Source organism: Paenibacillus sp. FSL R7-0297, from assembly GCF_038009025.1.
Lineage (GTDB): Bacteria > Bacillota > Bacilli > Paenibacillales > Paenibacillaceae > Paenibacillus_AQ.
The window spans coordinates 2581494-2606142 of the sequence record NZ_JBBPAQ010000001.1 but is presented as its reverse complement, the minus strand read 5'-3'; the positions used below and the strand labels follow the sequence as shown (position 1 = coordinate 2606142).

Annotated in this window: 19 protein-coding genes, 1 tRNA gene and 1 pseudogene; 5 read left to right on the top strand and 16 right to left on the bottom strand. The window is 52.6% G+C overall.

Annotation, left to right across the window (positions count from 1 at the left end):
* Positions 1–3: 3 nt before the first annotated feature.
* The 4 genes from lon to lonB form a co-directional block, all read right to left on the bottom strand.
* Complete coding sequence (gene lon / locus MKZ24_RS11520) at positions 4–2397, bottom strand: endopeptidase La (RefSeq protein ID WP_042238996.1); 2394 nt, start codon at positions 2395–2397, stop codon at positions 4–6.
* A 251-nt stretch (positions 2398–2648) separates the two neighbouring features.
* Positions 2649–2789 (bottom strand): hypothetical protein, encoded by a 141-nt coding sequence (locus tag MKZ24_RS11515; RefSeq protein WP_340783068.1) that lies wholly within the window; start codon positions 2787–2789, stop codon positions 2649–2651.
* Positions 2790–2958: 169 nt separating this feature from the next.
* Positions 2959–4080 carry an IS200/IS605 family element RNA-guided endonuclease TnpB gene (gene tnpB, locus MKZ24_RS11510; RefSeq protein WP_340783065.1) on the bottom strand — a complete coding sequence of 374 codons (1122 nt, stop codon included), beginning with the start codon at positions 4078–4080 and terminating at the stop codon, positions 2959–2961.
* 595 nt (positions 4081–4675) lie between these two features.
* Positions 4676–6385, bottom strand: a complete 1710-nt coding sequence (gene lonB / locus MKZ24_RS11505; protein ID WP_340783062.1) for an ATP-dependent protease LonB — start codon at positions 6383–6385, stop codon at positions 4676–4678.
* 174 nt (positions 6386–6559) lie between these two features.
* Here lonB and MKZ24_RS11500 point away from each other — a divergent pair, with 174 nt between their 5' ends.
* Genes MKZ24_RS11500 through MKZ24_RS11485 form a run of 4 tightly spaced genes read left to right on the top strand, consistent with a single transcriptional unit; the run spans position 6560 to position 10610 of the window.
* On the top strand, positions 6560–8023 hold the full coding sequence (locus tag MKZ24_RS11500; RefSeq protein WP_340783060.1) for a spore germination protein: 1464 nt from the start codon (positions 6560–6562) through the stop codon (positions 8021–8023).
* Positions 8024–8065: 42 nt separating this feature from the next.
* Positions 8066–9274: a Ger(x)C family spore germination protein gene (locus tag MKZ24_RS11495; RefSeq protein WP_340783058.1), complete on the top strand. Its 1209-nt coding sequence runs from the start codon at positions 8066–8068 to the stop codon at positions 9272–9274.
* Positions 9271–9480, top strand: a complete 210-nt coding sequence (locus tag MKZ24_RS11490; protein ID WP_340783055.1) for a hypothetical protein — start codon at positions 9271–9273, stop codon at positions 9478–9480. Before MKZ24_RS11495 ends, MKZ24_RS11490 begins: the two co-directional genes overlap by 4 nt.
* A gap of 32 nt (positions 9481–9512) precedes the next feature.
* A complete protein-coding gene (locus tag MKZ24_RS11485) occupies positions 9513–10610 on the top strand; it encodes a GerAB/ArcD/ProY family transporter (RefSeq protein WP_340783053.1) in 1098 nt (365 codons plus the stop codon).
* A gap of 107 nt (positions 10611–10717) precedes the next feature.
* On the opposite strand, the gene ispG is transcribed toward MKZ24_RS11485, so the two are convergent.
* The 5 genes from ispG to MKZ24_RS11460 all read right to left on the bottom strand — a co-directional run bounded on the left by ispG (position 10718) and on the right by MKZ24_RS11460 (position 16536).
* Positions 10718–11863, bottom strand: coding sequence for a flavodoxin-dependent (E)-4-hydroxy-3-methylbut-2-enyl-diphosphate synthase (gene ispG, locus MKZ24_RS11480; protein ID WP_042243347.1), 1146 nt, complete (start codon positions 11861–11863; stop codon positions 10718–10720).
* A gap of 128 nt (positions 11864–11991) precedes the next feature.
* Positions 11992–13248, bottom strand: coding sequence for an ATP-dependent protease ATP-binding subunit ClpX (gene clpX, locus MKZ24_RS11475; protein WP_042217131.1), 1257 nt, complete (start codon positions 13246–13248; stop codon positions 11992–11994).
* A gap of 12 nt (positions 13249–13260) precedes the next feature.
* The gene (gene clpP / locus MKZ24_RS11470) at positions 13261–13851 is read right to left on the bottom strand and encodes an ATP-dependent Clp endopeptidase proteolytic subunit ClpP (protein WP_042139667.1); all 591 of its coding nucleotides are present in this window, start codon (positions 13849–13851) and stop codon (positions 13261–13263) included.
* Between the two features lie 303 nt (positions 13852–14154).
* Positions 14155–15510, bottom strand: coding sequence for a trigger factor (gene tig / locus MKZ24_RS11465; RefSeq protein WP_042239007.1), 1356 nt, complete (start codon positions 15508–15510; stop codon positions 14155–14157).
* A gap of 96 nt (positions 15511–15606) precedes the next feature.
* Positions 15607–16536, bottom strand: a complete 930-nt coding sequence (locus tag MKZ24_RS11460) for a hypothetical protein (RefSeq protein ID WP_042239009.1) — start codon at positions 16534–16536, stop codon at positions 15607–15609.
* A 150-nt stretch (positions 16537–16686) separates the two neighbouring features.
* Between MKZ24_RS11460 and MKZ24_RS11455 the strand changes: the two genes are divergently transcribed.
* Positions 16687–16760, top strand: a tRNA-Arg gene (locus MKZ24_RS11455).
* Between the two features lie 644 nt (positions 16761–17404).
* On the opposite strand, the gene MKZ24_RS11450 is transcribed toward MKZ24_RS11455, so the two are convergent.
* The 7 genes and pseudogenes from MKZ24_RS11450 to MKZ24_RS11420 all read right to left on the bottom strand — a co-directional run bounded on the left by MKZ24_RS11450 (position 17405) and on the right by MKZ24_RS11420 (position 24618).
* Positions 17405–18631 (bottom strand): HEAT repeat domain-containing protein, encoded by a 1227-nt coding sequence (locus tag MKZ24_RS11450; protein WP_340783041.1) that lies wholly within the window; start codon positions 18629–18631, stop codon positions 17405–17407.
* Between the two features lie 67 nt (positions 18632–18698).
* Positions 18699–18821, bottom strand: coding sequence for a hypothetical protein (locus MKZ24_RS11445; protein WP_340783039.1), 123 nt, complete (start codon positions 18819–18821; stop codon positions 18699–18701).
* A pseudogene (locus tag MKZ24_RS11440) lies at positions 18814–19206 on the bottom strand (RQC-minor-1 family DNA-binding protein); the annotation flags it as partial. The gene MKZ24_RS11445 and the pseudogene MKZ24_RS11440, both read right to left, overlap by 8 nt.
* Before the next feature lie 541 nt (positions 19207–19747).
* Complete coding sequence (locus MKZ24_RS11435) at positions 19748–21631, bottom strand: FapA family protein (RefSeq protein ID WP_340783036.1); 1884 nt, start codon at positions 21629–21631, stop codon at positions 19748–19750.
* A gap of 206 nt (positions 21632–21837) precedes the next feature.
* On the bottom strand, positions 21838–22719 hold the full coding sequence (pstA, locus tag MKZ24_RS11430) for a phosphate ABC transporter permease PstA (protein ID WP_340783034.1): 882 nt from the start codon (positions 22717–22719) through the stop codon (positions 21838–21840).
* Entirely contained in the window at positions 22719–23663 is a 945-nt protein-coding gene (pstC, locus tag MKZ24_RS11425; RefSeq protein ID WP_340783031.1) for a phosphate ABC transporter permease subunit PstC, read from the bottom strand. Before pstC ends, pstA begins: the two co-directional genes overlap by 1 nt.
* 91 nt (positions 23664–23754) lie before the next feature.
* Positions 23755–24618, bottom strand: coding sequence for a phosphate ABC transporter substrate-binding protein (locus MKZ24_RS11420; RefSeq protein ID WP_340783027.1), 864 nt, complete (start codon positions 24616–24618; stop codon positions 23755–23757).
* Positions 24619–24649: the final 31 nt, after the last annotated feature.

Here is a 24649-nt window from a genome sequence, read left to right as displayed (position 1 = left end):
TTTCTAATGCACACTACTAGGCGCTTCAATACTTATTTCTGTATCCTTATCTGTGTCTCTGCCGCTGACGGCGCCGTGATCCACAAGTGCATGCTTCAGCACCTGATCCATATGGGATACCGGCACAAACTCCACATCGTTCAGGACACTCTCGGGAATATCCTTAAGGTCACGCTCGTTGTCCTTAGGGATGAGGATCTTCTTATAGCCTGCACGGTGGGCAGCCAGCGACTTCTCCTTGAGGCCCCCGATCGGCAGCACACGCCCGCGCAGCGTAATCTCGCCGGTCATCGCCACAGTTTTCGAGACATAACGTTTCGTCAGGGCGGAGATCAGGGCTGTTGCAATCGTAATCCCTGCGGACGGACCGTCTTTGGGGATCGCACCTTCGGGAATATGGATATGAATATCGTTCTTCTCATGGAAATCCGGTGCCAGTCCCAGCTCCTCCGCCTTAGAGCGGGTATAGCTGAAGGCGGCCTGCGCCGACTCCTTCATGACATCGCCCAGCTGTCCGGTCAGCGTCAGCTTGCCCGTACCTTGCACAACCGTTACTTCGATCAGCAGCGTATCGCCGCCAACCTCGGTCCAGGCCAGCCCGGTCACGGTACCAATCTGATCCTCCAGCTCCGCCATTCCATAGCGATACTTGGAGGCGCCCAGATAATCCTTGATCTCTTCCGGAAGAATGCTTACGCGTTCCTTCTCTTCCGAGACAATCTGCTTAGCGGCTTTGCGGCATAGGGCAGCAATCTGCTGTTCCAGGTTCCGCACCCCAGATTCCCGGGTGTACTCGCGCACAATCTTCAGCAGCGTATCGTCCTCAATGGACAGCTGTTCCTCTTCCAGCCCATGATTCTTGCGCTGCTTCGGCAGCAGATAGCGGCTGGCAATCTGCAGCTTCTCCAGCTCCGTATAGCCCGGAATGAACAGCATCTCCATCCGGTCCAGTAATGGACGCGGAATATTATGCACGGCATTCGCTGTCGTTACGAACATGACATTCGAGAGATCGAACGGCAGCTCTACGAAGTGATCGCTGAACGTATTGTTCTGTTCAGGGTCAAGCACCTCCAGCAGAGCCGCCGACGGATCGCCGCGGAAGTCCGCTGCCATCTTGTCGATCTCATCCAGCAGGAAGACCGGGTTGATGCTGCCCGCAGTCTTCATCCCCTGGATAATGCGCCCCGGCATCGCCCCGACATAGGTACGGCGGTGACCCCGGATCTCCGCTTCATCCCGAACGCCGCCCAGCGAGATACGGACGAACTTACGGTTCAGCGAGCGGGCGATGGAGCGGGCGAGCGATGTTTTACCAACGCCCGGAGGACCTACCAGACACAGAATCGGCCCCTTCAGACTCTTGACCAGCTTCTGTACAGCCAGGTATTCCAGTACGCGTTCCTTCGGCTTCTCCAGACCGTAGTGGTCTGCATCCAGCACCTGCTCCGCCTTCTTGATATCCAGATCGTCTTCGGTCGATTCGCTCCACGGCAGACCCAGCAGCCAATCCACATAGTTGCGGATGACGCTGCCTTCAGCCGAGCTTGCCGGCATCTTCTCCAGGCGGTCGATTTCTTTCTCGATCTTCTCCTGCACACGCTCCGGCAGCTTCTTCTCTTCCATCTGGGCGCGCAGCTCATCTGCTTCGCCTGCCCGGCCTTCCTTCTCGCCAAGCTCCTTCTGGATCGCTTTCATCTGTTCGCGGAGGTAATACTCCTTCTGGGTCTTCTCCATCTGCTTCTTCACGCGCTGGCTGATCTTGCGTTCCAGCTCCAGTACTTCACGCTCATTATTGAGGATATCGAGCAGCTTCTCCAGACGTTTGCTGACGTCAATGGTCTCCAGAATCTCCTGCTTCTCCTTAATCTTAAGCGCCAAATGACTGGTGATCACATCGGCCAGCCGGCCCGGCTCCTCAATATCGGAGACAGCGGCCAGCGTCTCGGGGGTCACCTTTTTGGACAAGGTGATATAATGCTCGAACTGGCTCAGCACGGAACGCATCAGAGCATCGCTCTCTTGATCGACATCCTCCTGCTCCGGCAGCTCACGCGCCATCACCTCGTAGTACTCCTCGTTGTCTGTATAATGAATAATCTCTGCCCGCTCCACGCCTTCGACCAGCACACGGATCGTGCCGTTGGGAAGCTTCAGCATCTGCCGTACATTCGCAACTGTACCCACCCGGTAAATATCTTCCCGACCCGGCTCCTCTATATTCACTTCCGACTGGGAGCAGAGAAGAATCAGGTTATCTTCAACCATAGCTTTTTCCAGTGCCCGGACGGACTTCTCGCGGCCTACATCTAAATGCAGAACCATGCTGGGATATACAAGAAGACCTCGGAGCGGTAATAAAGGAAAACGACGACCTTTGGATTTGCTTTGTATCATCGCTTTCGCACCTCCCATGGTTCATAAGTAGTGTCATATGCATTCATTCTAACAAAAGCGGCATGAAAACACCAACAAGCCTTGTGCCGCGGCAAATGCTGTGGCGCAGTCGTCTTTTAGTATTCGCTAAACTTAAGTGTACTATGCCGTTGCCCTTACTTAAAGGGTGCCTGGTTAATTAAAAGAAAAGAAAAGAACGCCCGGCATGGACGTTCCCCGAATGTATTGTTATTTTGCACGATTAGCCCTAATTACGCATTTACACTTTGTGCCTTACGGTCCTGCCTTGCATGCAATGTCTTCAATGTCTTCATTGCCAATCTTGCGATCGGCTGCGCAATCAGCTGTTCAATCCAGAAGGCTATCCAATAACCGACAGTGAAACCGATCATACGGTAGCATTCATTGAATTCTCCCCCACTTAGCTAACGCTTGAAGTGGCGGATTCTTGCGAACAGAAGAGTACCCTCTTCTTATGGAGCAAGCGATCCCTGCGTTCCCGCAGTTTTACATTTTTGACGCTAGGGAAATCTTGAATTCTATTGTTTGGTTAGGTGGGGGTTAAACCGCTACTTGTTTAATATTATGAGCGGCGTTTTCGTCACGGTCATGGATCGTCCCGCAGGCCGTACACGTCCATTCCCGAATGGACAGGTTCTTCACCTCGGGGTGGATTGTGCCGCACACATGGCAACGCTGACTGGTCGGCTCAAACGTGTCGGCGATCCGAAGATTTCGTCCATACCATTTCGCTTTATACGTCAGCTGTCGCACCCACTCGCCCCAAGACGCATCAGCAATGGATTTTGAAAGCTTGGGGTTCTGAATCATATTCGCCACACGCAGATGTTCGATACTAATCGTTTGGTTTTCACGAATCAGTCTCGTGGTCAGCTTGTGGAGGAAGTCATTTCGTTTATTGGCAATGCGTTCGTGAATACGAGCGATATGCTGCCTTGCTTTCTTCCAGTTGGAGCCGCCCGGAGTACGCCGAGCCATCCGCCGCTGCCAAAGCGCCAGCTTGTTCTCGTATTGACGGTAAAAGCGAGGATTGGCGATATGTTCGCCGTTTGAGCATACTGCATATTCTTTCAAGCCTAAGTCGATGCCAATAGGTGTATCCACTTGGGGCAGAGGGTTCTTTTGAACTTCGCAAACGAGCGAGACGAAAAATTTCCCGCTGGCGTTTTTACGAACGGTAGCGGACAATATCCGGCCTTCCAGCTTCCGGGAGTTTGCAAAACGTATCCAGCCGAGTTTGGGGAGCTTCAAGCGACTGCCCTCCATGGCGATATTCCCGTTGGTGAATTTGGTCGTGTAACTTTGAATCGGATGCTTTCGGCTCTTGAAGCGTGGCGCTTGATTTTGCTTCTTGAAAAAACGATCAAAGCTATCCGCCACATGACGAGCAGCCGACTGCAAAGCGATGCTATCGACTTCTTTCAGCCAGTCGTATTGTGCTTTTAAACCGGGGAGTTGTGTTGCACAAGCGTGATAAGACAAGCCTTTTCCCGTTTCCGCATAGCTTTGATTCCAAGCTCCCAAGAAGTAATTGAACACAAAACGGCAGCAGCCAAACATTCGACGAATGAGTTGCTGTTGCTCTGTATTGGGGTAGATCCGATATTTATAGGCTTGATGAACCAGGTGTTTCGAAGAAACCTCCTGCGCAGACACGAGCATGTGCAACACCTCCTTTTAGTGATCTCATCCATATTATAGCACATACGTTCGTCTTGAAATCGAAAACTACTGATTCATCCCCACCCTATCGAGGGTGGAGTATTCTCAGCTTTTTTAGATAAAATATTCAGGAGAACCCTGGCATTAAATCCGTCGGCCACATGAATGGAAGGATCTTTGCTTGGACGGTGAATCAAGTACTTTACGGGGGGGCCCCCAAGAGCTACATTCTGCGGACAAAAGGGGAGATGCCGCAGGGATACCAGCTGATGCCACAAGCAAGTGGATAAAGGTATCTTAATTTGTTGATTTCGGCGGATCGGGAGCAAGCAAGTGGAAAAACAACATTTAATTCGGATGATTTCTGCTACTTGGGTGAAATGCGATGATTTAAGTGCTGTTTATCCAACTGCTGTTCTCGCCGGGTTCATTCGTTCCTTAGCAAGTGTAGAAAATCCATCTATTTCCGTAATACATAACGAACAAGCTGAAACAGCTCCGCCATTCTCCAAAGGACGGCACCGTTCCAGCAAGTTTCGCAAAAAAAGGTCCCCCAGTATATGATCTGAGGGACCTCCTTCATAATAGAATGCTGCTATCCCGGCATACTCTCCCCCGAAGCATCCGCCTTCAGCAGCGAAGGCGCCGAAGAGAAGGTCTCGCCCGACACGGCAGGCATTCGCACGTCTGCCGTCTCCGCACCGAACAGGTGGCGGAAGACTTCTTCGACGGTGTCCATCGGGATGACCCGCAGGGGGCCGAGGTCGGCGAACAGCGACTGCCAGTTCTCCTTAGGAATCAGCACGGTGGTTGCCCCGGCCTGGAACGCGGCCTCGACCTTGGCGACCACGCCGCCAACCGGCTTCACACGGCCATGGATGCCGATCTCCCCGGTAATCGCTACCGTGTTATCCACCGGCAGCTGCCGGATGGCGGAGACGATAGCGACCGCCATGGCCACTCCGGCGGACGGGCCGTCAATCGGCGTGCCGCCGGGGAAGTTAATGTGCAGGTCGTAGTGGTCCGGCTCCAGCTTCATCGTACGCAGTACGGTCAGCACATTCTCGATGGAGCCTCTGGCCATACTCTTGCGCCGGGTTGTCCGTGAGCCGCCGCGCAGCTCCTCTTCATCAACCACACCGGTTATATTCAGTCTGCCTTGTCCATGGGCAGCAGGGGCAGCGGAGACCTCGATCTCCAGCAGCGTACCCATGCCCGGCCCGTAGACGGCAAGGCCGTTAACCAGCCCGATCTGCGGAGACGTCGGAATCTTCCGCTCCGTCCGCAGCGGCAGCTGGCTGCTGCTGGCTACCCATTCGACCTCTGCTGCGCTGAGGGTATCCCGCCCTTCCGTCAAGGCCAGTCCGGCGGCCAGCTGGATCATATTCACGGCCTCACGGCCGTTCGTGGCGTATTGCTGCACTACTTCTACAGCTTCGGGACTCGGCTTCAGCCCGATCTTCTGGACGGCATCCCTTCCGATCACCGCTATCTCCTCCGGCAGCAGGGGCCGGAAATAGATCTCCATACAGCGCGAACGCAGCGCAGGCGAGATTTCGTCCGGCGAACGTGTCGTTGCGCCCACCAGCCGGAAATCGGCGGGCAGGCCATTCTGGAAGATATCATGGATATACGCAGGCGTGTTGCTGTCCTCTGAATTATAGTAGGCACTCTCCAGCAGCACCTTGCGGTCCTCCAGCACCTTCAGCAGCTTGTTCATCTGAATCGGATGCAGCTCTCCGATCTCATCCAGGAACAGAATCCCGCCATGCGCCTTGGTTACCGCTCCGGGCTTAGGCTGCGGAACTCCGGCCACCCCCATGGCCCCCGCACCCTGATAGATTGGATCATGCACCGAGCCGATGAGCGGATCGGCAATTCCGCGCTCATCGAAGCGTGCGGTAGTGGCATCGATCTCCGTGAATTTGGCCTCACGCTTGAACGGGGACAGCGCGTTCTTCTTCGCTTCCTCCATAACCACACGCGCAGCGGCTGTCTTGCCCACACCGGGCGGGCCGTAGATAATGACATGCTGCGGATTGGCACTGCAGAGCGCGGCCTTGAGCGCGCGCAGCCCGTCCTTCTGTCCGACGATATCATCGATGGAGGCCGGACGTGTTTTTTCTGAGAGCGGCTTGGTCAGTGAGATCATCCGCATCTTGCGCAGCTTATCCAGCTCCTTGCGTGATTCCCGGTCTACCGCCGTCTTGTTGGTCTTCTGTCCCCGCAGCAGATTCCAAAAATAAACGCCGATGACCAGCGCGAAAAAGAGCTGCACGATCATCAGCAATATACTTAGTTGCATAGCACACCCTCCTATTTCCTTCCGTCTGCCTGTCCAGTATTTAACTACTACTAGGTAGTATAGCCGTTTCAATCATTCGTAAACGCTTGTGCCAAAAAAACAGAAGAGGTCCGCAGATTGCATACGATTTCCATTAAGGGAAACACTATACCGGATGAAAGGAGGCTGGCCCATATGACACAGCTGGAGCATGCAGGAGCACCACAGGAGAAGCTGCCGGAATCGTTGTCTCTTTTCCAGGAAGGGTTACAAGTCCGCCTGGGCAAAAGTACAGATATCATCTACCGGTTCATCAAGCTTGGCCCTTTGTCCGCTGTACTTGTATACATTGAGGGAATGGCTGATCCGCAGTGTCTCATCCAAGGGATTCACGAGGATGCCAGCCTATTCCTTGAGTTGGAGGAGTTTACGCCGTTGACATGCCTCAAGCTGCTACAGGAACGGACGCTTACCTTGAGCAAGGTTGGAGAGATCAGCAACTATACAGAGGTTGAAACGGAAATTCTGGCGGGCAACACGATTCTCTTCATTGAAGGCAGCGTTACGGCGCTGTCTGCCGGTACAGAGGCTCTCAAGCAGCGTGCGGTGGAGGATGCGGTCTCCCAGTCGGTAGTCCGCGGGCCCCGAGAAGGCTTCACCGAATCCTTACGGGACAATACCGCTCTGATCCGCAGGCGTATTCAGAACCCGAAGCTTCGAATCGAATCACGTAAGCTGGGGGAGCAGACCCAGACGAATATCGCGGTAATGTACATTGAAGGCAATGCTGATCCCGCAGTGCTTCAGGAGCTGCGCAGACGGCTGGATGATGCCAGGCTTGACAGCGTACTGGAGAGCAATTACATCGAGGAGATAATTCAAGACAAGCGGTATAGTCCTTTCCCTACCGTCTATAATACAGAGCGTCCGGATGTCACCGCATCGGCACTGCTGGAAGGGCGGATCGCCATTCTGGTGGAAGGGACCCCGTTCGTGCTCGTGGTTCCCGCGCTGCTGGTGCAATTCTTCCAGTCCAGCGAAGATTATTATCAGCGGAGCGACTTCGCCAGTCTGGTGCGGCTGCTCCGGTTCTGTTGTTTCGCTATTGCTCTGCTGACCCCTTCCTTCTACATCGCCATCACTACTTTTCATCAGGAGATGATCCCTACTACACTTCTGATCAGTCTGATCGGCCAGCGTGAGGGGATTCCTTTTCCGGCATTCCTTGAAGCGTTCATTATGGAGATTACCTTCGAGATTCTGCGCGAGGCCGGCATCCGGCTGCCCAAATCCATCGGCCAGTCCGTATCCATCGTCGGAACCCTGGTTATCGGTCAAGCTGCGGTTGATGCCGGACTGGTCTCGGCTGCCATGGTTATTGTAGTGTCCATAACAGCGATTGCCAATTTCGCACTGCCTGCCTTCAATGTCGGAATCTCTGTACGGATGCTGCGGTTTGTGCTGATGGCAATCGCCGCTTCCTTCGGCTTATACGGGATGATTATTGCGTTGATTATCCTGGGGCTGCATTTATGCAGCCTGGAATCTATGGGCGTTCCTTACATGACCTCGTTTGCGCCTTTCCGCTGGCAGAGCCAGAAGGATACCTTCATCCGCTTCTCGCGGCGCAGCATGAAGAAGTATTTCGGACGAAACTAGGATTTGCCGCCCGTGAATCTATAACGAAAGGAATGCTGCCTGATGCGGGGAAGACGCGCCTTAACCCTCCTCCTAATTCTATGTCTTACCTCTCTTACCGGATGCTGGAGCCGCAAAGAGTTAAATGATCTGGCGCTCGTCATGGCGCTCGGCGTTGATCTGCACCCGGAAGGGTATGAGGTATCTGTCCAGATTATGAATCCCAGCGAGACTGGCACCCAGAAGGGTGCCTCCTCCGGAAGTCTTCCCGTCGTCACCTACAAATCGGTGGGCCGAACGATCCCCGACGCGCTGCAGCGGATGCTTAGCATGACTCCCCGTATGCCGTATCTGGCCCATATTCGCATACTTGTGTTCGGGGAAGCGCTGGCCCGTGAAGGGGTCAGCGATGCACTGGACTTCATCTCACGGGATCATCAGCTGCGCAACGATTTCTATCTGCTGGTAGCCAAGAATATGAAAGCTTCGGATATCCTGGAGATCATCACACCCTTCGAGCATATTCCGGCGAATTCCTTGTATTCTTCAATTCTGGTCTCCCATAAGAACTGGGCAGCTACCGGAAAAGTCACACTCCAGCAATTCATTACCGAGCTTGAGCGCGGCGGATCGAATCCCATAATGTCAGGGGTCCAGCTGCTAGGAGATGTGAAGGATGGGGGTACGCCAGGGAATGTGCAGGGCATCCGTCCGAAGACCTTGATTCAGCATGCCGGGATCGCCATGTTCAAAAAGGACAAGCTTGTCGGGTGGCTGGATGAAGCGCTTAGCAAGAGTGTAAATTATGTGCTGGCTGACGTGAATACAACCGCCGGAAGTGTAACCATCCCCGGCGGAGGTACCGTAGGCTTCACCGTGTCACGGGCAGATAGCTCAGTGGACATCAGGCTTGATGATCAGGGCAGACCTGAATTCCTCATTAAGCTCAAAATCGAAGCCGATCTGACAACGGTGGAGGGTTCGCTTGATCTCAATAAGCCGTCCAGTATCCAGGCTATCGAGGAGGCTCTGGTGAACAAATATAACATAAAGATGTCCAGTGATATCCGGACAATCCAGCAGCAATATAATACGGATATCTTCGGCTTCGGGGAAGCGCTGCACCGGCAGTATCCCCATCTCTGGAACGAATACCGCAGGCATTGGGAAGACAGCTTCAAAACCGTCAAAATCGATGTTCACTCCAAGGTTACAGTCCGGCGTATCGGCTCTATCATACAGCCACTCAAAGGGGAGCTTGATGAGAAATGAACTGGAATCTGCTGTTACTCTTCTTCCTGCTGTTTGTACTATTCCTGAAGACACCCGGCATTCTTAAGCTGCACTCTGTGCGCGATGCCGCTGCATTCTATGGAACCTGGACGCTATCCGTCATAGTTACTCTCGCGGATTGGGCAGATTGGCCTCAGCTTAGGCCGCTAGACTGGGTGCGCAGCGTTATGGAGCTGATGTCCTGAACATTTTACCCGGGAAAGGAAGTGAGACAGAGGTGAAGAGCCGCACTGGCATTGCTCCAAGGCAGTTCTATATTATGACATTTGGTTTAACCATCGGAACCTCGATTCTGGTCATCCCGAGCGGACTTGCGAGTACAGCCAGGGAGGATGCCTGGATTGCCTCGTTATTCAGCCTGGCGGTCAATCTGGTTATGGCGTTGCTGTATATCTTCATCGCCCGGCTTCATCCCGGAAAGAATATCTTCGAGATTCATGAAGCTGCCTGCGGCAAATGGCCGGGTAAAATAATCTCGCTGCTGTATCTGTTCTACTTCATGATTCTCACTGGTACTTTGCTGGGTGACCTTGGTTTCTTCATGTCCAGTGAGATCATGCCGGAAACGCCGATTGAGGCGATCCAGATTATATTCCTGATTGCCGCCGTCATGAGTGCCAGTATGGGGATTATCGCACTCGCGAGAGTGGGGGAACTGATGTTTCCCTGGGTGCTGTTCCTGTTTCTGCTTCTGGTTCTGACGCTGAGCCCGCAAATTGAATGGAATCATATCAAGCCTATACTGGAGGACGGCTTCGGTCCTGTCCTTCGAGCCGGCCTTCATTCCGCCATGTACCAGGAGCTCATTGTACTCATGACCTTCCTGCCCTTGGTGGGCAAGCGAAAAGGCGGGGAAAAAGCATTACTGTGGGGAGCGGTCACAGGCGGTATCGTGCTTTCTCTTATCGTGCTGCTCAGCATCCTTGTCCTGGGCATTGAACAGACGGAGAACAATACCTTCCCGGCATACGCACTGGCCAAAACGATTAATATCGGGAACACTCTGCAGCGCGTCGAGGGAATACTGATCACCCTCTGGATATTAACCTTTTTCATCAAAATCTCACTGCTCTACCTTTCCATCCTGAGAGGTATCCAAATCGTCTTCAAGCTCAAAGCACCGAATTACCTGATCTATCCGCTGGCCGTATTGTTCATTCTCATCGCCTGGAATACATATATCAACACCGTCTATGTCAACGAGATTATTGCCAAGGTATGGGGGAAATTCTCCTTTATCTTCCAGGTATTGATTCCGTTCCTGATCTTTTCGATAACCCTGCTGAAAAGGGCTCTCCGCCAGGGACGCACTTAAAAAGCGCCCCGCTGCAGAATGTCTGATTGAACAGACCGCTGCAGCGGGGCGCTTCATGTATATAAACATTGTTGCTAATTGAATAGGATACGATAGAATCAGTTCAGTTACTTGCTACCCTCAGGATTACCAACAACTACCGCAGGAGCCAGTCCCGCATGCTTGCGGCCGGGAATCTCGCCGGTTTCTTCAAAATGGGCTACAATGATGTCAATTTCCTTCTTCAGCTCGGAGACCAGCTCCGCCTCAGGAACCTTACGGATCATCTTGCCGTAACGGAACAGCAGACCTTCCCCGCGTGCGCCGGCGATGCCGATATCGGCTTCCCTGGCTTCACCCGGTCCGTTCACTGCGCAGCCCAGTACAGATACCTTAATCGGCACCTTCAGCTTGGAGATGTACTCTTCTACTTCATTGGCAATAGAGAAGAGATCAATGTCCAGGCGTCCGCAGGTCGGGCAGGAGATCAGCGTAGGGGCGTTCGAGATCAGACCGAAGGTCTTGAGCAGCTCACGTGCCACCTTCACCTCTTCTACCGGATCAGCACTCAGGGAGATACGTACCGTGCTGCCAATCCCCATAGAGAGCAGCGCGCCGATCCCGGCCGAGCTCTTCACTGTTCCGGCGAACAGCGTGCCGGATTCTGTGATGCCCAGATGCAGCGGGTAAGGAATAACCTCCGCCGCCTTACGGTAAGCCTCAATAGCCATCGGCACATCCGAAGCCTTCAGCGACACGATGATATCGTGGAAGTCCAGCTCCTCCAGAATGCCGATATGGTACAGTGCACTCTCGACCATAGCTTCCGGTGTAGGATAGCCGTATTTCTCCAGCAAATGCGTCTCCAGAGAACCGGCGTTGACTCCGATACGGATTGGAATCCCTTTGTCCTTGCAGGCCTTAACTACTGCTTCCACCTTATCGCGGCGTCCAATATTGCCGGGATTGATCCGCACCTTGTCGATGCCGTTCTCAATCGCCAGCAGGGCCAGCTTATAGTTGAAATGAATATCCGCTACCAGCGGGATATGAATCCGCGCCTTGATCTCCTTAATTGCCGCCGCCGCTTCTTCATTATTGACCGTCACGCGCACGAGCTGGCATCCCGCTTCCTCCAGCCGCAGAATTTCGGCTACGGTCGCTTCCACATCGGCGGTTTTGGTCGTGCACATGCTTTGGATAGCAACCTCGTTGTTTCCCCCAATAATAACCCCGCCGACATTGACGGGACGGGTCTGGTGTCTCAAGAACATGGTTTTCTCCCCCATAACGATCAAAGCTCCACCCTCTCCGCTCCCGCAGGTACTGCGGGGTGTGCGGGAGAAAGTGGAGACCCTGAATTGTATTGTTAAGCTGCACTGAGCAGATGATTACTCATTGCTTAGGCACTTTCTTCTTTTTTCTTGTCTTTCTTGAGACTAAGCTCCGGCAGGGACTTCTCCTGGACTACCTTCTCGGTAATGACACAATCCTTGATGTCATCACGCGAAGGCACCTCATACATCACGTCGAGCATAATGCTCTCGATGATTGCACGCAGTCCGCGGGCACCGGTGTTCCGTTTGATCGCTTCCTTGGCAATAGCTTCCAGGGCAAGCGGTTCAAACTTCAGCGCCACATTATCCATCTCGAGCAGCTTAACGTACTGCTTCACGAGCGCGTTCTTCGGCTCGGAGAGGATACGTACCAGGGTGTTCTCATCAAGCGGCTCCAAGGTCGAGATGACCGGCAGACGGCCGACAAACTCAGGAATGAGGCCGAACTTGAGCAGATCCTCAGGCAATACCATGGAGAGGTATTCGCCGGCTTTGAGATCCTTCTGGCCTTCAACCGCTGCGTTGAAGCCGATGACTTTTTTGCCGATACGGCGTTTGATCATTTGCTCCAGGCCGTCAAAAGCACCGCCTACGATGAACAGAATGTTCGTAGTATCGATCTGGATGAATTCCTGATGAGGATGCTTACGTCCGCCTTGCGGTGGAACAGAAGCCACTGTACCTTCCAGGATCTTCAGCAGAGCCTGCTGTACACCTTCACCGGAAACGTCGCGTGTAATGGACGGGTTCTCGGATTTACGTGCTACCTTGTCAATTTCGTCTATATAGATAATGCCGCGTTCGGCCTTCTCCACATCATAATCCGCCGCTTGAATCAGCTTCAGGAGGATGTTCTCAACGTCTTCACCGACATAACCTGCTTCCGTAAGGGAAGTGGCATCTGCAATGGCAAAAGGCACGTTGATGATCTTCGCCATCGTCTGCGCCAAGAGGGTCTTACCGGAGCCTGTAGGTCCGAGCAGCAGAATGTTGCTCTTCGTCAGCTCCACATCTTCAATCTTGCTCTGGCTGTTCACACGCTTGTAGTGATTGTATACGGCAACGGAGAGCGATTTCTTCGCTTGCTCCTGGCCGATTACGTATTGATCCAGAATATCGCGGATTTCCTTCGGTTTCGGAATATCCTTCATATCCAATTCTTCTTCGTGACCGAGCTCCTCTTCCACGATTTCCGTGCACAGCTCGATGCATTCGTCACATATATAAACGCCAGGTCCCGCTACCAGCTTACGAACCTGCTCTTGCGATTTGCCGCAAAAAGAACATTTCAATTGCCCTTTTTCATCATTAAATTTAAACATCTTACCACCCCTTTAAGATATGATCGGTGAAGAGAGTACCTGGTCAATGAGCCCGTATTCCTTCGCTTCTTCCGCGCTCATGAAGTTATCGCGGTCCGTATCCCGTTCGATTTTGTCAAGGGGCTGACCTGTGCGCTCTACATAAATCTGATTCAGCTTCGCCTTCGTCTTCAGAATCCAGTCGGTATGGATCCAGATATCGGATGCCTGCCCCTGAACGCCGCCAAGCGGTTGATGAATCATAACTTCGCTGTTGGTCAGCGCAAATCTCTTGCCAGGCGCTCCAGCTGTAAGGAGCAATGATCCCATACTGGCAGCCATCCCTACACAAATCGTTGAAACATCCGGTTTGATATATTGCATCGTATCATATATACCCATGCCGGCTGTGACAGAACCACCGGGCGAGTTGAGGTACAAGTGAATGTCTTTTTCGGGGTCATCTGCTGCCAGGAACAACAACTGTGCAATAACCAGATTGGCGACATCATCGTCAATCGCACTGCTTAGGAAGATGATGCGATCCTTGAGCAATCTGGAATAGATATCGTATGAGCGTTCTCCCCGACTTGTCGTTTCCACAACCATTGGTACCAGACTCATGCCACCAACCTCTTTTCTCTATACAGATTAGTCTTTCCGTTTCAGAAATATTTTAACACGTTCAAAGCGGGATGTCATTTATTCACTGCTGCTCTCACAGCCGCACTGCTCATGTGCATGCCATTATATCGCAATTCCGCGGGCAATGCCAATTCCTGATTCGTGGTATGTACTCACATAACGTCCGCCCCGATAAAAATAAGGCACGTAACAAAAACTTACGTGCCTTATCTGCTCTTATGGAGGCCTAATGGAAATGGCCGTACTAGGTAAAATTTCTAAAGAAGACTACTCAGCAGAAAACTACTCAGCGCTTGCTTCTTCTGCAGCCGCTTCTTCAACAGGTGCTTCCACAGCAGGAGCCGGAGCATCAACTTCTACGCTATTGCTAACGAGGAAATCAATAGTCTTGCGCAGCGAAATTTCGTCATTCAGGCTGCTCAGGGAACCATTGGCCGCCAGAATGCTGCGGATTTCATCAGGAGTACGTTTGTAAGCTTCTGCCATAGTAGCAAGCTCTTGCGTAACTTCCTCTTCGGAAACTTCGATCTTCTCTTCCTTAGCGATGACTTCCAGAACAAGGTTGTTGCGAACGCGCTTCTCGGCATCGCCCTTCATTTGTTCCTGCAGGTCTTCACGTGTCTGGCCGGAGAAGCTGAGGAACATATCCATGTTCATGCCCTGCTGGCGAAGACGGGTGTCGAAATCACGAACCATGTTCTCTACTTCACTGGCGATCATAGCTTGAGGAATTTCAACTTCAGCATTAGCAGCAGCTGCATCAACTACTGCAGTTTCGCGAACGCCTTTGAGTTCTTCCTGCTTGCGGGACTCCAGCTGTGCCTTCAGATCTGCCTTGTATTCTTCCAGAGTGTCGAATTCACTTACATCCTTAGCGAATTCATCATCCAGTGCAGGAAGCTGTTTGCGTTTGATTTCGTGCAGCTTCACTTTGAATACAGCTACTTTGCCGGCAAGCTCAGCAGCATGGTAAGCCTCAGGGAAAGTAACTTCAACATCTTTGAAGTCTCCGGTGGACATGCCAACTACTTGCTCTTCGAAGCCTGGAATGAAGGAGTTGCTTCCCAGTTCAAGGGAATGACGCTCAGCCTGTCCGCCTTCAAAAGGAACGCCGTCAACGGAACCGTCGAAATCAATTACAGTGATGTCGCCGTTAACTGCTGCTTCATCTTCAACAACAACAAGCTCAGCATGACGCTCTTGCAGACGTGTCAGTTCAGCGTCCAGCTCTTCATCAGTTACTTCAGCCTTCTGTACAGGAACTTCCAGACCTTTGTACTCGCCCAGCTTCACTTCTGGCTTAACGGTGATCTTCGCTTTGAAGATGAACGGCTGGCCTTTGGCGAATTGCTCGATGTCTACTTCAGGACGGTCTACAGGGAAGATGTCGGTTTGTTCAACGGCTTCGCCATAAGCTTCAGGAAGAAGAATGTCGATGGCATCCTGGTACAGGCTTTCCACGCCAAAACGGGATTCGAAAATCGGCCGCGGCACTTTACCTTTACGGAATCCAGGTACGTTTGCTTTCTTAACCACTTTATTAAAAGCTTTGTCGAGTGCTGCAGCTACACGGTCTGCTTCTACTTCGACTTCAAGAACTCCAAGGTTCTTCTCTATTTTTTCCCAGGTTGCTTTCATAATATACTTTTCCCTCCAAAATTGATTACATGTTTACTTAAAAAAAGTCATACAATTCACGCACAGAATAACCATTATATTATATACAACATTACTTTATTTATCAAGTAGAGAACTCTTTACAAATCCTTTGAGCGAACGGTAGGCCCCTTCGAATTGAAAGCGCATGCTGTCCGTGATCCCGTACATACTCCGTGTTTCCTCTTCATTCCGGTTTCCGTTCAGGCTCTCCGACACCATCTGGTGCAAGGCTCCGGCCCAAATATCCAGCAGCGAATACTCTCCGTCCAGCAGCTCGCGGTATTCCTTCGTTCCATAAATCGACATGATGAACTGCCCCCATAGCTCCTGGGCAAAATAGTACAGCGTCGGCTCATGCACCTCGGCCTGCTCCGCCACCCGCTCCAGCACCTGGCTTACCTGCGGCGGGAACTCGTCATTGTGCAGCGGCACTGCCTCGATCTCCACCTCTGCAGCTTCGTAGCCGCGGCTCAGCCTGACCGCCCCCTGGGCCCCACGGCGGCGGAGCGTCTGCAGCGTGCGAAACTGCAGCAGCGGATGCACCTCAGCCTGCTGCAGCCAGCCGGTCAGCGCTTCATCTACATGGCTTCCCTCCAGGTAGGAGAGCTGCTCCAGCGCTAGCACGGTCGCTTCGGACAGCGGCTCATTCATGATCCGCTTCAGCAGCTTATCGGGATAATCCGCATCCTCCTCCAGCTTGGATTTGGCCAGAATCCGGGCCATATCCTCTTCCTTCAGATCCTTCTCTTCTGCAGAGGGGGCACCATCCGCATCCCCGCCCTGTGCGGCGTAGGGAAAAGCCGCTTCCAGCCAATCCAGCAGCGACTGCCACTCCTCGTAGTGCCGCTCTTCCTGTCCTTGGCACTGCAGCAGAAAACGCAGCAGTTCCATCGCTTCCCCGTAACGTTCACTTTCCAGCATTACCGTAAGCTGGATCTGGTAATAATCCAGCGTCTTCGGGAACAGCACGATATTCTCTTTGGCAGGGGAATTGAATTGATTCATGAGGGCACCTCCTTTTCTCCGTTCCTCTTCATCCGAACCCTAATCAATTGTAGATTATAGCATATCCCCGTACGGTTTCAAAAAAACAAGTTGAAAAAATAATCTATGTATGATAACATAATTTTTGCTTGCTTTTCAGTCAGGCACCATGTCCCGGTAGCTCAGCCGGATAGAGCATGCGCCTTCTAAGCGCACGGTCGGGGGTTCGAATCCCTTCCGGGACGTCATAGAACAGCCTCCCTTCGGGGAGGCTGTTTGTGCGTCCGGGGGATGAGAATCCTTGGCGCCAGCCGGGGTCGTTGGAGCATAATCTTCGTTAGCATTTACTTCGCAATCAGCCGAATTTTGGCTGCATCCCTTCCGGGACGTCATAGAACAGCCTCCCTTCGGGGAGGCTGTTTGTGCGTCCGGGGGATGAGAATCCTTGGCGACAGCCGGGGTCGTTGGAGCATAATCTTCGTTAGCATTTACTTCGCAATCAGCCGAATTTTGGCTGCATCCCTTCCGGGACGTCTGTGCCAGCACATAGCGTAACCCTTGCGGACTGGAGAGCCCTTATTTGGGCGGATCACGCCATTCCGCAGGCCATGCGGACTCAGATTCCGTTAAGTAACCAATTCCACCTCATTATGAGCTCCAAAATACAATTTAAGCGCTCCTGAGTCCGCATCGGACAGATAAGCAGCCTTTTTCGCCAAATAAGGTCATCTGTGTCCGCATAGTTCTGCCGCCTCCCCCCACTTCTCCCACCCTGCTTCTATATCACTCACAGCAATACTCCGCGCAGATCCTAACAAACTCTCACTACTCGTATCCCACCGTGGAACTCACAATAATATTTCCCGCTCCCGGCACGATTATGTTCCCACTAAGCACCGCAGCATTTCTTATGCTTCTTCCCGCTTCCGCAAGGACAAGGATCGTTGCGGCCTACTTTTTCCGGGCTTATATATGTTTTTTCAGTTCCGTTTAATCTGTTATAAGTTCCTATGGGGGCTTTAGTTCTAAACATCCGGTCCGCTTCTGCCTTACGCTTGGCCAGCCTAGCCTCCTCCTGATCAAGCTGCTTCTTCCAATCCTGTAATGAAGGATGTAGTGTGTCCGAGATTACGCAGTAAGCATATATCGACTCCGTGAGATTCAATAATCCGCGGTCGTAGTCTCCTTCCAGCATAGCCTGGACTATAGGAAGCCCCTTATTTGAACCAAGTTCACAAAGACCTTCAGCCAATATAGTCGCGTTGGTGAGATCTCGTTCTCCCGGCAACAATCTGAGCACTGCCTCCTCTGAATCGGGCAGCTTGATTTTACCGAACACACCAGAGGCATACAGCCGGTAGCTCTCCCCTTCAGCAATAGAATATTGCTCAGTGAGCGTCGTAACCACACCGGCTGTCCCGATACGAACGAGCGCCTCTTTGGCATTCTCCAGAAGCAAGTCATCCTGAGAACCGAAAAAACCGCACAGCACAGGAATAGCCGCCTCCAGCTTCATTAGGCCTGCCAGCTGGATAAGATAAGGCACTTCATAGCTTGGGTCGTGAGGATCATTGTCGCGCAGCCTCTGCAGCACAGCCTCGGTATCCATACATCTGCGGCGGGACAGCTCATTTATGATTTCGTCCCCGTAAGCCGTATCAAACTCACCCCAACTTTTCCCTGTGCTTTGTTCAATAAACACTTTGAAGACATCCAACAGTTCCTGGTCATCCATGTTCGCAAGATTACTCTTTTGAACCAGCAGCTTTTGCCAGCTCGGATCTTGCTCGACTAACTCCATAAAGGGGATGGACTGCTCAGGACTGCAATGACGCAAGATGATCTGCAAATGAAATTTCGTATTCTTATCGATAGTAGGCGACTGGTATAAAGCCAGCAGCTCGCGGATCGCTTCTTCAGTTAGCGGGAATTTATAGGTATGGGGCAGGTGAACCGTCCCGGCATCCCCGGATTGCTTCATCCTTTCTAGCACAAGCGGCATTAGAGTAGTATCGTTCTCATATAAAAAGCTGTCAGCAAAGTATTGCAGGGCAGTATTACTTACAATTGGCTCCGGATGGAGGATGAAACCTTTTACTTGTTCAGTTGTAAACATCAGCATGTCCCTCTCTTATTATGATTCTTCCGGCTTCTTCAGCACATAATGGGTAGCGTAGCTTGTTTCAATATTGTAATCCCCGGAACCCGAGCCTTAAGAATACATCCAGCGGACTGACAACGCCCTTCTCCGAAATGAGGTCATTGACTATTCCGTGTACTTTCTTGCGCAGCTCTAGCCTATTCACACCGATTCCCTCTCCTCCTGCCTGCAATAAGAACATTTCTCCGGAAAATGAAGCCCATCCTCCTTGTAACAGCGTTGAAGTCAATGGGTTCCCACTGCTGCAAATACGGTATGTACTTCTTATCACCTGAACATAAAATTTTAAACAAGAGTATGAAGATCATGCCACGGTTTCGTTCCTTCAAATATTCCATGCTGACCGGCGTAATCCCGTTATCTAGCCATTGATCCCATTCCCGCAGAAATTCTTCCGCCCGCCGTTCCCGCTCAACCGCCCACCCGCGCGGAGTGAACACGATCATCGGGAACTTGCCGGAGTACTCGGTTCGCAGATAATCGGCAGCAATCAGTTCATCTACTTTCTCCACAATCTGCTCATGCGTGCTATCACGGTAAAATCAATTTTCACATAAGATTATAGCATATCCAGACAAGTGAATCGTCACGATCCGGATGCCTCCTTGCGAACTGGAAGGCCCTTATGTGGGGCGGATCACGCCATTTCGCAGGTCATGCGGACTCAGATTCCGTTAAGTAACCCGTTCCCCCGCATATTGAGCTCCAAAAGACAATATAAGCGCTCCTGAGTCCGCATAGGTCCGCGGAACCCTCTGTTTCCTCGCATACTATCACAGAGCACTTCTCATTGCTATCAGTCCCCTCCTCATTCCTCTCAGCTCACTCCTCACTGCTTCCACCTCAACCCCTCACCGCTTCTTCTATCTTGCCTGTTACTCCCTGCAACCTATATCTATCATCCTGCCGCTTACCCTCACTTCCCGCCACTTCCCCTCACTTACCTTCATCCCTGCCACCCGCACCCGCATCCCCGCACTCTGACGTTCTCCTTCACGTGGCACCTTGCGCACACTGCTCCACAACAAAGAGCGCCCACGCAGCCACAAGGCATACGGGACGCTCCCTTTATTATACTAACCCTCTCCCGGACTCCGCTGACAGCTTCATGCTACGCAGGCTCTCGGCGTCGAAGACCAGGTTCTCCACCGGCTCGGTGATGTCTGCGGTATAGCGGTCAATGGTGACTTTACCCAGGTACATTTTGCGCACAGAGATACTTTGTTTGGCCTTGAGGTAGGATTGTGCGCCGCTCTCCCCGCCGACATAAAAGGCAGCAATGCTGCCCCCGGCCTCCAGCTTGGAGCCGCGGCAGACGGAGAATGTTTGGAGAAACGTAATATTGCCCGAAGAGAACAGCTCACTCTGCACGATCCCGTCCCGGTGGATGATGATGTCGCCGTTGGATTTCAGCGTGCTGTTCTGGCATTTGCCAATGTTAACCTCGACCTTGGTCTCCTGCATCCGGGCCACCCCCCTATGCAGCTCTTCCAGCATACTGATCACTCCGCTTAGCGAAGCTTCACTCATATAATCCACCAACTGGGCCGGCTTCAGGAACAGATTCAGGAAATGCAGCGTCTGTTCCAGATCCTGATGGTAAGAGGCCTGAACGGTTGCCAGCACCGAGAGCAGCTCCTTGATCAGCTGCGGGATCTTCTGGAACTTGCTCTCCAGCAGCAGCAGCACAGCCTGTCCGTACTTCACGCTCTGCTTCCGGCCTTGAACGGCCTGGACCAGCATCCGGACCGCTGTCTGTAGGATCTTTGTCTCTTCAATCAGCAGCTTGGAGCAGTTGTAGATCCGGTTATACATCACGCCGAAATACCCCGAGTACAGATTGCTGTTGACCACATTGCCTTTGACTAGAATGCCGCCGGTGGCTGTGATGGTGGAGTTATAGATGCTGCCGGCAATATAGACATTGCCCAGCGATTCAATGATCATATTGTCCTCGACATCGCCCCGTATAATGACATCGCCCGAGAATACAATATTGCCGGATTTAATGTTCACATTGCCGGGAACAATGTAGGACGTGCAGATGTCGAAATATTTGATCCGGTCACCGGTCACCCGGGGCCGGCCTTCACGCAGGGCGCGGATTTCATTGCCGATCAGCAGGACTGTATTATTTTTGGCGAGAATCGAAAGGTCTGCAGGTGGCGGCGGATATAGAATCTCTCCATACACGTCATAGCCGGGAATCCCCTCGATAACCGGAATTTTGCGCGCCAGCACTTCACCGCGGATCGCGGAAGGAATACGCAGATGGCTGCGGTAATCCACCTGGCCTTCAATCTCGCTGAATTCATTCTCAATCGTCTCGGAGAAAAACAGTTCCAGATGCGCATTCTCCCCCGGCACAGCCGCTCTGCCCCGGGCAGCGGGAATTGGCTGATAAGTCGGATTCTGCAGTTCAGCATGAATTCCGGAGATATTCAGGTTCTGAATGATTCCCCGACGCTCAAAGTCGGAAATAATCTGGTTCAGGCCCAGAATTCCGACAACATTCTCCGTATTCATCACGGCGTCTACTTCCACCATGCCGGCGGAGTAATGATCATTCAGCTTCCAGGAGAATTTCTTCGTGGAATGAAGGGTGAAAAAAGCCAGCAGACGATCCTCCGACACGGTAATCGAGTACAGCGGCGGCTCCGAGATTTCCCACTCTATAGTATCCTCCGAAGTCACCTCGGCCGGGCCGGAAAGCGGCTCGCCGTTGATATATAGTTTAACCGGAAGAACTCCCATAATCACTGCGGGCGAACCGCCGGGCAGCGGGTCCTGTACGAAGATTTTGTCAGCCCGGACCAGCAACCGCCCCCCGTGGTCATGATCCGGGTCATCGGATACCATAAATGAAATATCAAACTCTATATCACCGTCACCTTGTGACAGCTCCAGCATATTAATCAGCTTATTCAGTTCCTGCTCGGACATACGGTCAGGCATTCGGCATACCCCCTGTTCCTATAACCGCTTTCATTCTAGTATTATTATAATTTTAAGCAATGGAAATAGATAGGCTCCGCCGTGAAAAAAGCCCCCGGCGGCTGCGATTCTCTCCGCTGCTTGTCACGTCAAACAAACTGCCCTGCCGTGGACCCTCCACAGCAAGGCAGCCTGTTATTCAGATATTCAGGCTTCAAGTCTAAGTCTCAGCGCCCCCGGCGGCGGTTCCCCAGCCACAGCGGAAAGCGGAAAATAAAGTTAATTAGCAGGACTATGAACACCAGCACCGCAGCGGATTTGTCCGCGATCTGCTGCGCATCCTCGACAATCGCCTCGGACTGCACGTACCACAGATGTACCGCCAGCGTCTCACCCGGCGAGAACAGATTGAAATCCCACATCTCACCGGAGGTGCTGAGTCCGGCGGTCAGGATAATAACCGCCGATTCCCCGAAGGCGCGTCCGGCCACAAGGCAGACGCCGGTAACAATTGCCGGAAGGGCTACCGGCAGGACGACCTTGCGGATGACATGGAACTTCGTCATGCCGAGGGCATAGCCGGCTTCACGGATCTCGCCGGGTACCGCACGGATGGACTCTTCGGTAACGCGGGCCAGTGTCGGAAGATTCAGCAGCGCCAGGCTGACGCCTCCGCCGAGAATCGTCAGGCCGACACCGAAGTACTCGGCGAAGATCGCCAGGCCCAGGAGGCCGAACACGATGGACGGAACGGAGGCCAGGGATTCTACACAGATGCGCAATGCGCCTGTGAAGGCATTATCCGGCGCATATTCCGCCATATAGATGCCTGCCCCGATCCCGATCGGAACGGAGATCAGCAGCGAGATGATCAGAATATAGAAGGAGTTGAAGAGCACGGGGCCAATCCCCCCGCCGGCATCCATCTCTTCCGGCTGCTTGATCAGGAACTCCGGCCGCAGCGCGGGCAGTCCCTTGCCAAGAATGGTGAACAGCAGCCAGAAAATCAGCAGCATCACCAGAACTCCCAGCGTATAGAAAGCGATAGTAGCTATCTTGTTATTGCGTTGCGACCTTGCCGAATGGCGGGTACGGGTAAATCCGTTCATCAGGCATCCCTCCGTTTGCGGCCCAGCACGCGGATAATTAGTATCAGCACAAAGGAAATCAGCAGCAGCAGGAAGGCCATCATATGCAGGGAGTAGTTCCAGGTAGACTCAAACTCAACATTGGAGATCTGCATTACGATGTTGCTGGTCAGCACAGAGGTCGGCGTGAACAGGGTCTTCGCCAGCTGCGGCGTATTGCCGATCACCATAACCACCGCCATGGTCTCGCCGATCGCACGGGTCATACCGAGAATAACAGCCGAGATAATCCCCCGGCTCGCTGCCGGCAGCACAACACGCATAATGACCTGAAGACGGGTCGAGCCCAGCGCATACGCGGCGTCACGGTATTTGCGCGGAACGGACACAATCGCATCATCGCTGATCCGGCAAATGGTCGGCAGGACCATCAGCGCCAGCACGAGGGCTGAAGCGAGCAGTCCGTCCCCCAGCCCTTCTCCGCTCACTCTACGCAGGAAGGGAAGCAGTACGGTCAAGCCCAGATAGCCGTATACAATAGAAGGTATGCCGACCAGCAGATCCAGTACCGGACGGATGAAGCTTGTCATCCATTTGGGGGCGATCTCCGCACAAAGCACGGCCATGCCTACCGAGATCGGTACAGCAATGACCAGGGTCAGTGCCGTCAGCGATAATGTATTTACAATAAAGGCAGCGGCGCCGAAGGCCTCCTCTTCCGGTGTCCAGTTGAACGAGAAGAAGAAATCGAGCGGCGAGATGCTCCCGAAGAGCAGCAGTGCCGTTTTGCCGATGAATACAATAACTAGTCCAAGCACCAGACACAGCGCAAGGATACTGAATAAGAAATAATAACGGGATATCGTATTGCCTAGCAGATGTCTCTTATGTCTTCTGGTATTTACTTTAACTTCCTCAAGGCTCTTCTGTGTCTGTGCTGTCAGTCTATGAACCGGTGCCCCCATACTTTCCCTCCTGTAAGAGGCCAACCCCGCATGAAGCTCCGGAGCTGGCCGCTGTTACCTATCAGTCTGTTACCTTGTACTAGGATTGATCCTAGGATTGCATGGCGGCAATCGGAATGAATTTAAGCTTTTTAAGTGAACCCTGCTGGAACTTCTTGCTCTGCACGTACTCGATGAATTCTTTAGTAGCGCCGGTAGGCTGGCCTTTGGTCATGTAGTAGCCGTAAGCCCAAATCTTGTACGAACCGTTGATAACATTGTCCGTAGTCGCTTCCACTCCGTTGAACTTCACGGCTTTGATGTCACTGCCGGTCACGTAGACAAGGTCGATGTATCCGATAGCGTTCGGAGTAGTGCCCACAGCTGTTTTCATATCGCCACTGGAGCCGGCTTCCTTGTAATTCTTCTCTTTCTTCACAATATCTCCGCCGGCAAGTGCCTTCGCCTGATAGTTGACCCGGGTACCGGAACCGAAGGCACGGGTGATAACCACGATATTGGCATCTTCACCGCCGACTTCCTTCCAGTTCGTGATTTTGCCGGAGTAGATTCCTTTAAGCTGTTCTGTAGTCAAGTTGTCTACACCTACGTTTTTGTTCACGATGGTTGCAAAAGGAATGACCGCCACCTTGTTCGCTACCTGTCCTTCAAAGGCTTTGAAGCCCGGAACATCCATACTGGCATCCCAGTCGCAGGCGCCGATGTCCGCAATGCCTTTCTTCACGGCTTGGGGGCCGGTTACGGAGCCTTTGCCTGAAGCTGCGATTTTCACTTTAGGGTGAAGCTTCTGGAATTCTTTGGCGGCTTGCAGCGTCAATGGAAGCAGTGCGGTCGAACCGTTAACGGTGATTTTACCCTTGAGACTGTCCGCAGCAGCGGCAACCCCTGCAAAAGCTGCGGTAACCGCGATAACCGCGGTGAGCGCTGTTACTGTTAATTTTCTGAAAACCTTCATGTCTAAAATCTCCTCCCGGCGGCCAGCGCCG